Annotated in this window: 14 protein-coding genes; all 14 read left to right on the forward strand. The window is 43.0% G+C overall.

Features of this window, described 5'->3' with window-relative positions; translation table 11 throughout:
• Positions 1–7 precede the first annotated feature (7 nt).
• The 14 genes from mraZ (at position 8) to Q8P28_03835 (ending at position 15,621) form a co-directional block, all read left to right on the forward strand.
• The gene (gene mraZ, locus Q8P28_03770) at positions 8–451 is read left to right on the forward strand and encodes a division/cell wall cluster transcriptional repressor MraZ (GenBank protein ID MDP2681911.1); all 444 of its coding nucleotides are present in this window, start codon (positions 8–10) and stop codon (positions 449–451) included.
• Positions 452–1,387, forward strand: a complete 936-nt coding sequence (gene rsmH, locus Q8P28_03775) for a 16S rRNA (cytosine(1402)-N(4))-methyltransferase RsmH (protein MDP2681912.1) — start codon at positions 452–454, stop codon at positions 1,385–1,387.
• Positions 1,388–1,723, forward strand: coding sequence for a cell division protein FtsL (locus Q8P28_03780; protein ID MDP2681913.1), 336 nt, complete (start codon positions 1,388–1,390; stop codon positions 1,721–1,723).
• Entirely contained in the window at positions 1,720–3,666 is a 1,947-nt protein-coding gene (locus Q8P28_03785) for a penicillin-binding transpeptidase domain-containing protein (GenBank protein MDP2681914.1), read from the forward strand. The genes Q8P28_03780 and Q8P28_03785 overlap by 4 nt, the downstream gene beginning before the upstream one ends.
• Positions 3,663–5,198, forward strand: coding sequence for a UDP-N-acetylmuramoyl-L-alanyl-D-glutamate--2,6-diaminopimelate ligase (locus Q8P28_03790; protein ID MDP2681915.1), 1,536 nt, complete (start codon positions 3,663–3,665; stop codon positions 5,196–5,198). Before Q8P28_03785 ends, Q8P28_03790 begins: the two co-directional genes overlap by 4 nt.
• A gap of 32 nt (positions 5,199–5,230) precedes the next feature.
• Positions 5,231–6,625: a UDP-N-acetylmuramoyl-tripeptide--D-alanyl-D-alanine ligase gene (gene murF / locus Q8P28_03795; GenBank protein MDP2681916.1), complete on the forward strand. Its 1,395-nt coding sequence runs from the start codon at positions 5,231–5,233 to the stop codon at positions 6,623–6,625.
• An 85-nt stretch (positions 6,626–6,710) separates the two neighbouring features.
• Entirely contained in the window at positions 6,711–7,784 is a 1,074-nt protein-coding gene (gene mraY / locus Q8P28_03800; GenBank protein MDP2681917.1) for a phospho-N-acetylmuramoyl-pentapeptide-transferase, read from the forward strand.
• Positions 7,781–9,166 (forward strand): UDP-N-acetylmuramoyl-L-alanine--D-glutamate ligase, encoded by a 1,386-nt coding sequence (gene murD, locus Q8P28_03805; GenBank protein ID MDP2681918.1) that lies wholly within the window; start codon positions 7,781–7,783, stop codon positions 9,164–9,166. The genes mraY and murD overlap by 4 nt, the downstream gene beginning before the upstream one ends.
• Positions 9,163–10,266, forward strand: coding sequence for a putative lipid II flippase FtsW (gene ftsW / locus Q8P28_03810; protein MDP2681919.1), 1,104 nt, complete (start codon positions 9,163–9,165; stop codon positions 10,264–10,266). Before murD ends, ftsW begins: the two co-directional genes overlap by 4 nt.
• 5 nt (positions 10,267–10,271) lie before the next feature.
• Complete coding sequence (murG, locus tag Q8P28_03815) at positions 10,272–11,399, forward strand: undecaprenyldiphospho-muramoylpentapeptide beta-N-acetylglucosaminyltransferase (GenBank protein ID MDP2681920.1); 1,128 nt, start codon at positions 10,272–10,274, stop codon at positions 11,397–11,399.
• Between the two features lie 88 nt (positions 11,400–11,487).
• Positions 11,488–12,909: a UDP-N-acetylmuramate--L-alanine ligase gene (gene murC, locus Q8P28_03820; GenBank protein ID MDP2681921.1), complete on the forward strand. Its 1,422-nt coding sequence runs from the start codon at positions 11,488–11,490 to the stop codon at positions 12,907–12,909.
• Positions 12,909–13,838, forward strand: coding sequence for a UDP-N-acetylmuramate dehydrogenase (gene murB / locus Q8P28_03825; protein MDP2681922.1), 930 nt, complete (start codon positions 12,909–12,911; stop codon positions 13,836–13,838). Before murC ends, murB begins: the two co-directional genes overlap by 1 nt.
• Positions 13,835–14,809: a D-alanine--D-alanine ligase gene (locus tag Q8P28_03830; protein ID MDP2681923.1), complete on the forward strand. Its 975-nt coding sequence runs from the start codon at positions 13,835–13,837 to the stop codon at positions 14,807–14,809. Before murB ends, Q8P28_03830 begins: the two co-directional genes overlap by 4 nt.
• The gene (locus tag Q8P28_03835; protein ID MDP2681924.1) at positions 14,809–15,621 is read left to right on the forward strand and encodes an FtsQ-type POTRA domain-containing protein; all 813 of its coding nucleotides are present in this window, start codon (positions 14,809–14,811) and stop codon (positions 15,619–15,621) included. Before Q8P28_03830 ends, Q8P28_03835 begins: the two co-directional genes overlap by 1 nt.
• Positions 15,622–15,724 lie beyond the last annotated feature (103 nt).

The raw sequence follows: 15,724 nt of genomic DNA on the forward strand, positions 1-15,724 counted from the left end.
ATAGACTGTGCTTAGAGGGAGATTCGAACACACCATTGACCCAAAGGGAAGAATTAGTATTCCGTCTAAATTCAGGGATGTCCTGCTGGATAAATATGATGAAAGACTTGTTCTTACTAACCATTATGACGGATGTCTTGTAGCATATCCATTTATCGAATGGCAGATTGTAGAAGATAAGGCCAGTAAACTTCCTACGTTAAAAAAAGAGACTGCAGATTTTTTAAGGTTCTTTATCTCCGGCGCAACTGAGTGCTCTATAGATAAGCTCGGTAGAATACTTGTGCCGCCTGTACTGAGGGAGCATGCAAAACTGGAAAAGGATATTGTCCTTGTCGGAACGCTTATGAAGATTGAAATCTGGGCGAAGGCAAGATGGAAGTCAATAATAGCGAGGGCAGAGGAGAATATTGATGAAGCCAGAGAGGTTCTTTCAGGGCTGGGGCTTTAAATGGTATTCAGGCATTTGCCGGTTATGCCGGAGGAGGTTGTAAAATTTCTTGCGTGCAAACATGGAAGGATATATGTGGATGGGACGGTTGGAGGAGGCGGCCATACCAGTTCGATATTAAATGCCAGTATGCCCGCAGGCAAGGTTATAGGAATGGATTGGGATGAAGATGCAATTCAGGCAGCAATGGAAAGGTTTAAGGATTATTCAGAACGTTTGACTCTGGTCAGAGAAAATTTTGCTGATATAAAAAAGGTGATGGGAGATTTAAACATAAAAGAGGTTGATGGGATTTTATTAGACCTCGGTGTATCTTCATATCATATTGAAAGACCTGACAGAGGGTTTAGTTTCAGGTTTGATGCGCCGCTGGATATGAGGATGGATAAAAGGCAAAAAACGACTGCGTATAACATTGTAAATGAACTTTCTATGAAAGAGTTGGAAAAGATTATCCGGGAGTATGGGGAAGAGAGATGGGCAAAGAGGATTGCTGGGGACATTGTTGAAAAAAGACGGCACGGGCCTATATCCACCACAAAAGAACTTTCCAACCTCGTATCTTTCGCCATACCAAAGAAGTTTCATCCAAGAGATATCCATCCCGCCACACGGACATTTCAGGCAATAAGGATTGCTGTAAATGACGAACTAAACAATTTAAAAAAAGCCGTTGATGACGGGGTAGGCCTTCTGGGACTAGGGGGAAGGATGGTTGTTATCTCTTTTCATTCACTTGAGGACAGGATTGTAAAAGAGTCTTTTAGAAAACTTGCGAAGGGCTGCGTATGCCCCAATGATTTTCCAAAGTGCGTTTGCGGTCAAAAACCCAAATTGCATATTATAACTAAAAGGCCTGTTGCTCCGTCGCTGGAAGAGATTCTAATCAACCCAAGGGCAAGGAGCGCCAAGCTCAGGGCGGCGGAGAGGGTATAGATGTCTAACTTAGCGGCAAAAGGCATATTTTCTGCCAGGGTTATAGCAGGGCAAATGGTTAAACAAAAAGTTGCCGGCTCGCTGTTTGCAGCTTTTAAGGTAATTATAGTTATCCTCTTCTTTACACTCTTTTACCTCTGGAGCAGGCTTCTGGTTGTAAGCCTTGGTTATGAAATAGCAAAAGCAAATAAAGAAAGAGTTGAGTTTATGGCTGAGAACAAGAGGCTTAAGTTCGAATCCCTTTCATTAAAATCTCCCCAGAGAATAGAGGTCATTGCATCAGATAAGCTTGGCCTTGTCTATGCAAAAGGGGAGCAGATAATAACGGTAAAATGAAAGAAGCTATCCCATGGTTAAGATTTCGTGTTATTACAATTTTTTTATTATTTGTTTTTATATTTATAGTAATTTTTATTAAGGCCTTTCAGCTTCAGGTTTTAGAGCGGAGTAAGCTTAAGGCCAGGGCGGATGATCAACATTTAAAGACAATGAATATCATTCCCATAAGGGGAACCCTCTATGACAGGGGGATGCGTGAACTTGCTGTCAGTATGGAGGTTGATTCAGTTTATGCGCAGCCCGGCAGGATTGATAATATTAAAAAAACGGCAAGTCTTCTCGCCGCCGCCCTTTCTATGGATAAAAGAGAGCTAGAAGCTAAATTTACATCCGGGAAATCATTTGTATGGATCAAAAGACAACTGGATTTTATTAAGGCTGAAGAGGTAAAGGGATTGAATATACGAGGCGTAGGTTTTATTAAAGAGGGAAAGAGGTTTTACCCCACCCCCCACATTGCCAGTCACCTTATTGGCTTTGTTGGATTAGATTCTAAAGGTCTTGAAGGCATTGAATTAGGTTATGATGAATATATGGCAGGAGCCTCCGCCCGCTTCATAGGAGAAAGGGACGCCCTTGGCAACGAGATTTTATTCCGCAATTCGGATAAAGAGGCATATAGGGGTAAAGATTTAATTCTTACTATAGATAAGACTATTCAGTATATAGCTGAAAAGGAGCTTCTTAAAGTTGTTTCAAGCGCCAATGCAAAAGGCGGCATGGTTATAGTAATGGCCCCGAGGACAGGAGAGATACTTGCTATAGCCAACTCGCCGCAGTTTAATCCTGATATCTTTTTTGAATATAATAACCCCAATATCTGGCGCAACAGGGCTATTACAGATACATTTGAACCAGGTTCAACATTCAAGGCCTTTCTGCTCGCTGCCCTTTTTGAAGAAGGGGCAGCCAGGTCTGACGACCTATTTTTTTGTGAGAATGGCAATTATGTCGTAGCTGACAGGACATTTCATGATGTTAAAAAATTTGGCTGGCTCTCCCTTGCCCAGATAATCAAATACTCCAGCAATATCGGCGCTGCCAAGGCAGGAGACAGACTGGGAAAGGAAAGGATGCATAGATATATAAAGGATTTTGGGTTCGGGGACAGAACAGGCATAGGCCTCCCCGGGGAGGCGCTCGGCTCTGTGCCTCCTTTAAAACAGTGGTCAAAGGTGTCCCTTGGCAATATATCCTTTGGCCAGGGCATATCCGCAACAGGGATACAGCTTTTATCCGCATTTTCTGCAATTGCAAATAAGGGCTATCTTATGAAGCCGTATGTTGTAAAGAAAATAGTAAATGGAAAGGGCGATGTTATTGAAGAAATCAGGCCGTCAGTGGTGAGAAGGGTTATATCTGAAGAAACTGCAAACAGGGTAACCGGTATTCTGAAAACGGTAACTGAAAAAGACGGCACCGGCGCAAAGGCAGCAGTAGCTGGTTTTGAGGTTGCCGGCAAGACAGGCACCGCGCAGAAACCTGATCTCTCTCAAGGGGGTTACACAGCGGATAAATATGTAAGTTCATTTATAGGATTTGTTCCTGCAGATAATCCGGAGCTTGCTATATTGGTTGCGGTTGATGAACCCGCTATCGGATTTTATGGAGGGCAGATTGCCGCCCCTGTTTTTAAGGAGATTGCCTCTCAGAGCCTTTCTTATCTCGGAATATTTTCAAAGAGCCGCAGCGCCAATCCGGATAAGCAGCCAGATAGATTATTGTATGTCGTGCAAAATACCGATTCTTCAGATGAAGAAGGAGAAGACCTTTTTCACATGCCTGATTTAAGAGACAAGACAATGCGGTCTGTCCTTAGATTAGCAAGGGAAATTCCTCTTGATATAAAGATTTCAGGGAGCGGAAAAGCTGTGTATCAGAAGCCGTTGCCAGGAGAAAGAATTACTCAGGGTGAATTGGCAGAGGTGAGGTTCAGATGAAGATAAAAGAATTGATAAAAAATCTTCCAGGTAGTCATGTTATCGGCAATGCCGATATACCTGTCCGTGGCATTACCTATGATTCGAGGCAGGTGAACAGGGATTTTATTTTCGCTGCTGTCAAAGGGCAGCATCTTGACGGCCGTGCCTTTGTCAAGGATGCATTGGCGCGGGGGGCTTCTGCTGTTATCCTGGAAGAGGCTTTTGGGGACCTCAATGCAGTCCAGATAATAGTGCCTGATGCAAGGGAGGCGATGGCAAGTGTGGCCGCGGCATTTTATGGAGAGCCTTGCAGAAACATGACCCTTATTGGCGTAACAGGGACAAATGGAAAGACAACCATAACATACCTTGTAGAGTCAATATTGAGGACTGCCGGTTTCAATGCCGGGGTTGTGGGCACGATTAACTACCGCTATAAGGATAAAATTTTTAATGCGCCGCATACAACACCAGAGGCGCCTGACCTTCAAAGGATTTTCAGAGCAATGTTAGACAGCGGTGTGACTCATTGCGTTATGGAGGTTTCTTCTCACAGCCTTGCGCAAAAAAGGGTTTTTGGCTCAAGGATTGTTGGCGGGGTATTTACAAATCTTACTCAGGACCACCTTGATTACCACAAGACAATGGAGGAGTATTTTGAAAGCAAGTCCATGTTATTTACTGATTTTGTGGCCAGAGAAAGGGATGGTTTTGCAGTAATAAACACAGACGACCCATGGGGAAAGAGATTGTTAAATTGCAAATTGCAAATTGCAAATTGCAAATTTATCAGATACAGCCTTAAACAGGATGCGGAGATTTATCCTGTTAAAGTTTCGTTTTCCGAAAGAGGCATAGAGGCCATGCTTGATACACCTATTGGCTCTGTAAAGATTTCTTCGGCGCTTTTGGGCGAATATAATCTGCAAAATATTATGGCAGCGGTCGGTGTTGGCATCGGCCTTGCGCTGGATAAAAAGACTATAGAAAAAGGTATTGCTGCTCTAAAAAGAGTTCCAGGCAGGCTTGAAAGAATTATTTCGGAAGACGGTTTCCAGGCCGTAGTTGATTATGCCCATACAGGAGATGCATTGGAGAGGGTGATTGTCGCATTAAAGCCGCTTGCGAAGAAGAGGCTTATCACTGTATTCGGCTGCGGCGGCGACAGGGACAGGGGCAAAAGGCCTGTGATGGGAGAAATTGCAGCAAGGCTGAGCGATTTCACGGTAATCACATCAGATAATCCGAGAAGCGAAGATCCGATGGAGATTATAAAAGAGATTGAGGCGGGAATAAAAGGTTGTCCAAAGATACTGGATTTTAAATCCGAAATTACTCATGGTTATAGAACCATACCTGACAGGCATGAGGCAATAATGGCCGCTGTAAATCTTGCGGCTGCGGGCGATATTATCCTTGTTGCCGGCAAGGGGCATGAGGATTACCAGATAATCGGCGACAGGAATATTCCCTTTGAGGATACAAAGGAGATAAAGGCTGCAATGGAGGTTAAATACAGAAGTCAGAAGTCGGTAGTCAGTAGTCAGTAGTTTTTATTCTGTATTCTGGATTCTTTTTTTATATGGTTAGGCTCAAGATAAAAGAAGTTTTAAAGACTGTGCACGGTTGTCTTGCAAGCGGGGGCAGTGAGGGTTTAATCAACGGCGTTTCAACAGACTCCCGCACTGTAAATAAAGGAGAGCTTTTCTTTGCCTTAAAAGGGCCGCGGTTTGACGGCAATAAATTTGTTGGCGATGTGTTTAAGAAAGGGGCGGCAGGGGCTGTGGTATCGTCAGAAGCCAGAAGTTATGGTTTGCAATTTGGGATAGTTGAGGTTATTGATACGCTTAAAGCCCTCGGTGATCTTGCGCTATACTGGAGAGAGAGGCATCTCGTCCCGCTTATAGCGATAAGCGGCAGTTGCGGCAAGACAACAACAAAGGATATGATAGCGTCTATACTTAAAAACTCGCGTCCTATTATAAAGACCGAAGGAAATCTCAATAATCTTATTGGTCTTCCTCTTACGATATTCAACCTTAACAACATCCACAAGGCCGCTGTGGTTGAGCTTGGAATAAGCGAAAAAGGCGAGATGAAAAGGCTCGCTCAAATTTGCAAACCAGATGTGGCTGTTCTTACAAATATCGGCGAGGCGCATACAGCTACACTTAACAACGTAGAGGGTGTTGCATCCGCAAAGGGTGAACTCTTTGAAAGCATGGATGACAATGGGACCGCTATAATAAATATTGATGACCCATGGCTTAAAAAGATAGCAGAGAATATCAACGTAAAAAAGATTACCTTCAGCTTAAAGTCAAAGGCGGATGTGATGTTAAAAGAGGCGAGTGTCAAGAGGCAAGAGGCAAAAAGTTCATCAGGAATATCCGCCTCATTCTTAGTTATGGGAGAAGAAATTCCTGTGAAGTTAAAATATACAGGTACGCATAATCTCTATAATGCCGCAGCAGCCATTGCAGCTACATTTCCCCTTGGTGTAACAAAAGAAGAGATAATGGAAGGACTCTATGCCGCGGAAACTATGCACGGCAGGATGGAAATAGTTACCTTGAGAAATGGAATAACAATCATTGACGATACATACAACGCCAACCCGCTCTCTATGGAAGCGGCTCTAAAGACGCTTGCAGATATGGAGGGCAGAAAGATTGCAGTCCTTGGCGATATGTTTGAGCTGGGAGAGATGTCAGACGATGCCCATAAAAAGGTAGGGATGTTTGCGCAGGATACCGGCATAGATATGCTTTTTACTATCGGTGTTTATAGCGATGCTCTGGTAAGCGGAGCAATGGAAAAAGGTATGTTGCCGGATAAAATATACAAGGCACATGATAAGGCAGAGCTGATTAAGGCGCTTAACAATGTAGTGAAGGAAGGCGATGTTATTCTGATAAAGGGTTCAAGGGCGGCTGCAATGGAGGAGATAGTAGAAGGGCTAAAAATTGCAAATTGAAGATTGCAAATTGAAAAATGCAAAATGAAATAAGTTTTAAATTTACAATTTGCACTTTTCATTTTGCAATGGAGCGAAGCGACTAATGTTATACCATTTATTATATCCTTTAGTTAAATACCACACCCTGTTTAATGTATTTCAATACATTACATTCAGGACAATCTATGCGGTTGTGACTGCCCTGGTCTTAAGTTTTCTGAGCGGACCTTATATTATAAGAAAGCTCTCTCTTATGCAGATAGGCCAGGTGATAAGAAATGATGGTCCGGCAAGACATTTGAGTAAAGAGGGAACGCCGACAATGGGCGGTATAATCATCCTTTTTTGTATAATTGTTCCGACCTTGCTGTGGGCAAATCTTAAAAATCCGTATGTGTGGCTGCTGATAACGGTTACGTCCGGATTTGGCATAGTAGGTTTTATAGATGACTATAAAAAATGGGCGCAAAAGGACAGCCGGGGGCTGCGGCCCAGTCATAAGCTTCTCGGACAGTGCATCATCGCCCTCGGCGCAGCCTTATTTCTGTATTTCACAGGGTTTAACACTTCCATTACTGTTCCATTTTTTAAGAATGTAGTAATAGCGATGGGGTGGGTCTATATCCCATTTGTTATCCTTGTTATAGTCGGGGCGTCAAATGCAGTAAATCTCACAGATGGATTAGATGGCCTTGCTATAGGGCCGATAACAATAGCAGCAGCAACCTATATGCTTTTTACCTATCTTACAGGCCATACCAAGATAGCAAATTACCTCCAGATAATGTATGTGCCAAATAGCGGGGAGCTGACCATATTTGCAGGGGCTATGGTCGGAGCAAGCCTTGGTTTTCTGTGGTTTAACAGTTATCCTGCCCAGGTATTTATGGGAGATGTGGGGTCGCTTGCGCTGGGAGGGACATTGGGGACATTAGCAATTATTACAAAGCAGGAAATACTACTGGTTCTAGTTGGGGGTGTGTTTGTAGTTGAGGCGCTTTCAGTGATCTTTCAGGTGGGGTCGTTCAAACTCAGGGGTAAAAGGATATTCAGGATGGCCCCGATACATCATCATTTTGAATTAAACGGCTGGTCTGAGCCGAAGATCATAGTGAGGTTTTGGATAATATCCATAATACTATCGCTCATAGCAATAAGCACATTGAAACTCCGATGATAATGCAAACAACAATCAGCAAAGAGAGACCACCACTTGATTTAAGAGACAGGAATGTCCTTGTAGTGGGTCTTGCGCGGACAGGGGTTTCTACCGCCAGATTTTTGAAGGAGAAAGGCGCTATTGTTGCGGCTACGGATATTTTACCGGCATCTCAGATTAAAGACATTGATGACCTGTGCAGTAACGGCATAGAAGTAGAAACAGGGGGACACAGTATTAAACGTTTTTTAAATGCTCATCTCATTATTTTAAGCCCCGGTGTTTTCCCTGATATAGAGCCTCTTAAAGAGGCAAGAAAAAAGGGTGTGGAAATCATAAGCGAAGTGGAGCTTGCATTCAATTTTATAAAAGAGCCTATAGTGGCTATAGCTGGAACCAATGGAAAAACAACCACAACAACACTGATTGGCAAGATACTGGAATCAGGCGGCAATAAGGTTTTTGTCGGCGGGAATATAGGGCTTCCGTTGATTGAGTATGTTGCATCAAATCAATCTGCAGATTATATTGTTGTTGAGGTGAGCAGCTTTCAGCTTGAAGGTACCAGGAAATTCAGACCCCATATAGCCGTTCTCTTAAATATTACTGAAGACCATCTGGATAGATATGCGAGCTTTGACGAGTATGCTGCCGCAAAGTTCAGGCTCTTTGAGAATATGGAGGAAGGAGATGTTGCTATTGTAAATTTTGATGATACCACTATCAACTCAAAACTCAAAACTCAAAACTCAAAACCTAAAGTAATACCTTTTAGCAGCAGTAAAATTTTGAAGGAGGGGGTTTGTTACAATAATAACAGCATTAACTATTCTGTTGGAGGAGTAAAAGAATCCTATCCCACAGCAAATTTCAAACTTAAGGGTATCCACAATATAGAAAACATAATGGCTTCCATTGCCGCTGCAAAGGCCTGCGGTGTTTCGAGGGATGCAATATTAAAGACCATTGAAGAATTTAAAGGGCTTCCCCATAGGATGGAGCTTATAAGGGAGATAAATGGAACGAGCTATTATAATGATTCCAAAGGCACAAATATAGGCGCGCTTCAAAAATCACTTGAAGGGCTTAATGCGCCTGTTATCCTTATTGCCGGCGGCAAGGACAAGGGCGGCGATTACAGGGTTTTAAATGATTTGATAAAAAATAAGGTGCGGCATCTGATACTTCTGGGCGAGGCAAAAAACAAGATAAGGGATGCCTTTAAAGGATTAACAGATATTGCAACAGTTGAGTCCTTGAAAGAAGCTGTGGATATTGCCAGCAATAAGGCTGAAAAAGGAGATGTGGTGTTATTGTCACCTGCATGCTCCAGCTTTGATATGTTCAAAGATTATAAGGAACGGGGCGATGTATTCAGAAGATTGGTGGAGATGTTATGATTAAAGTTAGAGAAATAGATAAATCCCTTATCCTTGCTATGATGGCCCTTGTGGCAATAGGCTTTACTATGGTCTATTCCACCACCTACATAATGGCTATGAAACGGTATGGCAGTGAATATTTCTTTGTAAAAAAACATCTCATATTCAGCGTCTTAGGTTCTCTGTTGTTTTTTGTTGCCGCGAATATAGAGTATCATTTGTATAGAAGGCGGGCATACTTAATATTTTTTGCAAGCCTTATCTCGCTCATTCTTCTCACATTCATCCCAAGCCTTGGAAATGAGATGGGAGGCGCAAAAAGATGGATAAGGCTCGGCCCTTTGACTTTTCAGCCCTCTGAGCCTGCCAAACTGGCCCTTATTATATACCTGTCATATTATCTTGCGGCAAAAAAGGATAAGATAAAAACCTTTTCCCTTGGCATTGTCCCGCCGATGATAATGAGCGGGCTTATTATACTTTTCATCTTAAAAGAGCCGGATTTCGGAACAGCTTTATCTCTTGGCGTAATTACAATTATCATGATGTTCATTGCAGGTGTAAGATTAAGATACCTTTTTTCCATACTTCTTCTTTCAATGCCATTTATTTATCTTATGGTTACGAAAGTCGACTATAGAATGAAACGGGTGCTTGTGTTTTTAGATCCATGGAGGGATTCAGGAGGCGCAGGGTTCCAGCTTGTGCAGTCGTTTATTGCCTTTGGCGCAGGCGGCATCTGGGGTGTCGGCCTTGGCGAGGGGAAGCAGAAACTGTTTTATCTGCCGGAGGCCCATACCGACTTTATCCTTTCTGTGGTAGGAGAAGAGCTTGGGCTTATAGGGGTTTCTGCGCTCATCATGCTTTATCTGATTGTACTTATCTCAGGCATAAGGATTAGCTTAAAGGCAAAAGACCTTTTTGGCAAATACCTTGCCGTAGGCATTACCCTCTTAATTGTGCTTCATGCAGCAGTAAATATGGCTGTGGTACTGGCCCTTTTGCCTACAAAAGGACTTACCCTTCCGTTTATAAGCTATGGCGGAACATCCCTTGTGGTAAATATGATAGGGATGGGGATACTGTTGAATATATATAAAACAGGAGTCAGGGAGTGAAAGGCATGCCTTTCACGGATTTTAGGTTGAGAATTGTATTAACAGGAGGAGGCACCGGCGGGCATCTGTTTCCTGCCCTTGCGCTGGCAGAAGAATTTAAGGCAAGGGATAAAGATTGCGAGATCCTATTTATAGGAAGCGCTGCGGGCATAGAAAAGGATGTTGTTCCAAAATATGGTTATGCTTTAGAATTTGTGGATGTAGAAGGCCTTAAAGGAAAAGGGATATATAATAAAGTATCGGCAGGCTTAAAGGCAGCAAAGGCAGTTTTTGCCGCAAAGAAGATTCTTAAGCCATTCAGACCGGATGGTGTCATAGGTACGGGTGGTTATTCTTCTGGTCCGGTTGTTTTGGCAGCAAGGCTTTTGGGGATAAAGACAGCTATCCTTGAACAGAATACGATGCCAGGTTTAACCAATAGGCTTCTGGGAAGGTTTGTAGACAGGATATATGTGGCATTTGAACAAACCAAAAAAAAAATTCCAGGCGGGAGGGTAATCCTGGCAGGAAATCCGGTGAGAAAGGAGATTCTGGAAATTGCAAATTGCAAACATGTCCCTGCAAGTATTAAGCAGGGATTGCAAATTGCAAATTGCAAATTCACAATTCTCATCTTCGGCGGAAGCCAGGGGGCAAAGGCAATAAATACGGCATTTTTAGATGCGCTGGAATATCTCGCTGATATAAGAGACAGCATCAGGATTATTCATCAGACAGGGGATGCGGATTACATAACAGTAAAAGAGACTTACGAAAGAAAAGGGATTAAGGCCGATGTCTATAGGTTTATAGATGATATGGCTCATGCATACTCTCAGGCAGACATGGTGATATGCAGGGCAGGGGCTACATCCATTGCCGAGATAACCGCTCTGGGGATTGCCTCTATACTCATACCATATCCATTTGCAGCTAATAACCATCAGGAAATAAATGCAAGATGTTTAGCTGATAAAGGGGCTGCAATCATGATGAGGCAAGGCGAGATTATAGGAGATGCGATGGCGGTTCTTATTGAGAGATTTTATAAAAACCCTGATGAATTAAAAAAGATAAGAGAAAATGCAAAAGCTCTGGGAAGGCCGAATGCGGCAAAGGAGATAGTGGACAACATTCTACAAATGTTGAATTGAAGATTGAAGATTGAAAATTTTAAAATGACTGTTTTTCAATTTACAATTTCAAATTTGCAATTTTCAATCTGCATTGGAGCGAAGCGATATGTATAAGGGTCGTATAAAACATATCCATTTTATAGGTATCGGCGGCAGCGGTATGAGCGGCATCGCAGAGGTGCTTTTAAACCTCGGGTATAATATTACAGGCTCTGACATGAAAGCATCGGATATTACGCGGAGATTGGAAGGCCTTGGAGCTAAAATATTTATCGGCCACAGGCCTGAATTTATAAATGGCTCAGATGTGGTTGTCTATTCGTCCGCTGTTAAAAAAGATAATCCTGAGATTGTATCGGCAAGGGGAAAACTGATACCTGTTATCCCGAGGGCAGAGATGCTGGCAGAGCTTATGAGGATGAAATACGGCATAGCAATAGCAGGCACTCACGGAAAGACAACAACTACTTCCATGATTGCGACAATCCTCGGCTCACACGGTATGGATCCAACCGTTGTTATAGGCGGCAAGCTCAACAGTATTGGAAGCAATGCCAGACTTGGGAAAGGTGAATTCCTTGTAGCAGAGGCGGATGAGAGCGACGGCAGTTTTTTAAAGCTTTCACCGACAATTGCAGTGGTTACAAATATTGACAGAGAGCATATGGACCATTACAGGGATATGGATGAGGTAAGAGGCGCCTACCTTGCCTTTATAAATAAGATTCCATTTTATGGGTGCGCGGTTCTCTGCATGGATCACCCTAATATCCAGGGGCTTATCCCAAAGGTTACGAGAAGACATACAACATATGGTTTAACTGCCCAGGCGGATTTCAGCGCCAGAGACATGGAGATAAAAGGAGTTAAAACCTCATTTGATGTCTGGCAGAGGGGCAGAAAATTGGGAAGGGTTAGTGTGAAGATTCCAGGAGAACACAATGTTTATAATTCATTGGCTGCCCTAACAGTGGCAATGGAGCTTGACATGAGTTTTGAAGAGGCAAGAGATTCCCTTTCAAATTTCAGTGGTGTGGAGAGGAGATTTCAGATTAAAGGCGAATATAACGGCATTACATTCGTTGATGACTACGGCCATCATCCTGTTGAAATAAAGGCAACACTTAAGGCTGCAAAGGCCGGCTGGGACAACAGGGTGGTGGCAGTCTTTCAGCCTCATCGTTATTCAAGGACAAAAGACCTTTTCCAGGAATTTTTATCCGCATTCAATGATGCGGACACCCTGGTGCTCACTGACATATATCCGGCAGGCGAGGGAAAAATAGAGGGGATTTCTTCAGAGGCGCTTTATAACAGCATAAAGGCATACGGCCATAGAGATGTAGTTTATATACCGGATAAAAAAGATATACCGGATTATTTAAATAAAATTACAAAGCCGGGGGATATAGTTATAACGTTAGGGGCAGGCAATATATGGCAGGTATCTGAGGAGATGGTAAAGACAGTAGGCAGTAAGCAGTCAGCAGTAAGCAGCGCAAACTCAAAAGCAGGAGGTGGAATGTAATGACATTTCCTATTTCTCATTCTGCGCCCCGTACTCCGCGTCCAGCGCTCTCCGGCTTCAAGGGCCGCATGCTCTTTGATGTTCCCATGAAGGATTATACATCTTTTAAGATAGGCGGGAATGCGGATGTAATGGCATTTCCAGGAGATGAGAGCGACCTTGTGGATGTCATCCGATTTGCCTCTATTAAAGGTTTTCCTGTCTTTGTCCTTGGCAGGGGAACAAATCTATTAGTCAGGGATAACGGTGTAAGGGGCGTTGTTATAAATCTTTCTGATGGTTTTAAAGAGGTATTATGGATAGGTGACGATGAGGCATCAGTTGGCGCGGGGGTGGGGATAATTGAGTTGGTTAACCTCTGCAAGGGCAGAGGTTTTGCAGGGCTTGAGTTTGCAGTCGGTATCCCGGGGACAATAGGCGGAGCTGTTTTTATGAACGCAGGGGCATACGGCGGAGAGATAAAGGATATTGTGAAAAGAGTGGAGACTGTTGACCTTAACGGTCAAAGGCATAGTTTTGATAAATTATCTTTGAAATTTTCCTATCGGAAATGCGAACTGTCTGCAAATATGATTATTACAAAGGCGCATCTGAAATTTAAAAAGGACAACCCGGAAGAAATAAAAAACAGAATAAAGGAATTTAAGGAAAGACGCAAGACTACGCAGGCGATAATCCTACCCAATGCCGGCTCCATATTTAAAAATCCTCCAGGGCTTTCAGCAGGCAGGCTTATAGAGGAATCAGGCTTAAAGGGCGTTAAATCCGGAGGCGCGCAGATCTCAGAGGTTCATGGAAACTATATAGTCAATCTTGGCAATGCTACAGCAATGGATGTCCTTACCCTTATGGCAATGGCAAGGGATAAGGTTTTTAAGGTAAAGGGCATATTGCTGGAAACGGAGATAAAGGTTGTGGGGGAAGATTGATAAAATTGCAAATTGCAAATTTCAAATCAAAGAAAATAGGTGTTTTGATGGGTGGGATGTCTACTGAAAGGGGTATTTCGCTTAGGAGTGGTCAGGCTGTTTATGATGCCCTGATTCAAAAAGGTTACAACGTTATAAAAATAGATGTTGGAAAGGATGTTTATGAACAGCTCACCAAAGAAAAGATAGATATGGCATTTATAGCCCTTCATGGAAAATACGGCGAGGACGGGGCTATTCAGGGCTTATTAGAGATAATCGGGGTTCCATATACCGGGTCAGGTATCATGTCAAGCGCAGTATGCGCAAATAAGGTAGTGGCAAAAAAATTTTTTATGCTTAACAAAATACCAACCCCTGCATTTATGAGTTTAGGAGTTAAGGGGTTAAAAAACATGGGTGTTGAATCTTTCATATCCATGTTTAAAGCCCCTGGCTCCCACCTTATTGTAAAGCCTAATTCGCAGGGCTCTACCATTGGTGTAACCGTGGTAAAGAATAAAAGCGATTTGGCAAAGGCAGTAAAAAAGGCTTTGCGCTACGATGATACTGTGTTGATAGAGAGATTTGTAAAGGGCAGGGAACTGACTGTCGGCATATTAAACGGCAGAACATTGCCGGTTATAGAGATAAGACCGAAGGGCGGGATATACGATTTCAAGGCAAAGTACACAAAGGGTATGACAGAATATATTGCCCCTGCCCCGCTTCCAAAGACGCTTGAGAAAAAGGTGAATAGTATCGCCTTGAAGGCATTCGATAGCCTTGGATGCCGCGGCGCTGCAAGGGTTGATATAATGCTTGATTATAAAAACAGGCCGTATGTGCTGGAGGTGAATACCATACCCGGTATGACCGAAATGAGCCTCCTTCCAAAGGCCGCTCTTTGCGCAGGCATAAGTTTTCCGGAGATGGTGGAAGAGATTTTGATGGGGGGTATAAAACATTTTCGGGGCAAAGGAATGGCATGATGGATTTTAAGAAAAAACCAAGAAACATCCGAAGAAAAGAACCTTTGCCAAGAAGGATATTGCGGACGCTTAAATCAAGAGGCGCTGTCCGTATTTTCAAGGCAGGGGTATGCCTTGTTTTTGCGCTGCTTATTGTTTTTGGCTCATTGCATATATATCATGAACTTTTGAAGAGTCCGTATCTTGCGATTAAGGAAATAAAGGTCGGCGGCAACATGAGGGTATCCAGAGCGGAGATTTTAGAGCTGGCCGGCGTCAATATTGGTGATAATCTTCTTGAAATAAATGCGGCTGATATTAAAAAAGGCATCAGGGTTAATCCATGGGTGTCCGAGGTAAATGTTGCAAGAAATTTTCCGGATAGGCTTAACATAGAGATAAAAGAAGGAAGGCCTGTTGCGTTTATCAATCTCGACGGCCTTTATCTTGTTGATGAAAACGGGAGAATATTCAAAAAGACCTCTATGGGAGATGATATTGACCTCCCTATCATCACAGGTCTTACAAGGGAGGATATTGAGGCCGGTGGGAAGACATCTGAACTTGCGATAAAGGCGATAAATCTCATACATCTTCTGGCAAAAAATGGAATTTTTACCCATGATGAACTATCAGAAATAAATATTGACAAGACATACGGCCTTACACTCTACACAATGCAGCAAGGGACAAGGATTGAGATTGGCGAAGAGGATTTTACAGAGAAACTTGCAAGGCTTGAGAGGATAATACAGTCAAGAAACGGCCTTGCAGACGTAGAGTTTATAGGTTTGAACTATAACAGGGGGGTAGTGGTAAGATTAACCTCTTAAAAGTTACAAGATTCAAGTAGGGGAGAGACCCTTGTGGTCTCCAGTGGCACAGGCCAGCCTGTTATGACAGGCAAGATGCCTGTCCCACGACAGGAGGGGACAA

It is taken from the genome of Deltaproteobacteria bacterium (assembly GCA_030690165.1).
Lineage (GTDB): Bacteria > Desulfobacterota > GWC2-55-46 > UBA9637 > UBA9637 > JACRNJ01.

Excerpts from the sequence above, each read along its gene's own strand:
- rsmH (MDP2681912.1), top strand. The coding sequence starts at position 452 with ATGGTATTCAGGCATTTGCCGGTTATGCCGGAGGAGGTTGTAAAATTT.
- Q8P28_03780 (MDP2681913.1), top strand. The coding sequence starts at position 1,388 with ATGTCTAACTTAGCGGCAAAAGGCATATTTTCTGCCAGGGTTATAGCA.
- Q8P28_03785 (MDP2681914.1), top strand. The coding sequence starts at position 1,720 with ATGAAAGAAGCTATCCCATGGTTAAGATTTCGTGTTATTACAATTTTT.
- Q8P28_03790 (MDP2681915.1), top strand. The coding sequence starts at position 3,663 with ATGAAGATAAAAGAATTGATAAAAAATCTTCCAGGTAGTCATGTTATC.
- murF (MDP2681916.1), top strand. The coding sequence starts at position 5,231 with ATGGTTAGGCTCAAGATAAAAGAAGTTTTAAAGACTGTGCACGGTTGT.
- mraY (MDP2681917.1), top strand. The coding sequence starts at position 6,711 with ATGTTATACCATTTATTATATCCTTTAGTTAAATACCACACCCTGTTT.
- murD (MDP2681918.1), top strand. The coding sequence starts at position 7,781 with ATGATAATGCAAACAACAATCAGCAAAGAGAGACCACCACTTGATTTA.
- ftsW (MDP2681919.1), top strand. The coding sequence starts at position 9,163 with ATGATTAAAGTTAGAGAAATAGATAAATCCCTTATCCTTGCTATGATG.
- murG (MDP2681920.1), top strand. The coding sequence starts at position 10,272 with ATGCCTTTCACGGATTTTAGGTTGAGAATTGTATTAACAGGAGGAGGC.
- murC (MDP2681921.1), top strand. The coding sequence starts at position 11,488 with ATGTATAAGGGTCGTATAAAACATATCCATTTTATAGGTATCGGCGGC.
- murB (MDP2681922.1), top strand. The coding sequence starts at position 12,909 with ATGACATTTCCTATTTCTCATTCTGCGCCCCGTACTCCGCGTCCAGCG.
- Q8P28_03835 (MDP2681924.1), top strand. The coding sequence starts at position 14,809 with ATGGATTTTAAGAAAAAACCAAGAAACATCCGAAGAAAAGAACCTTTG.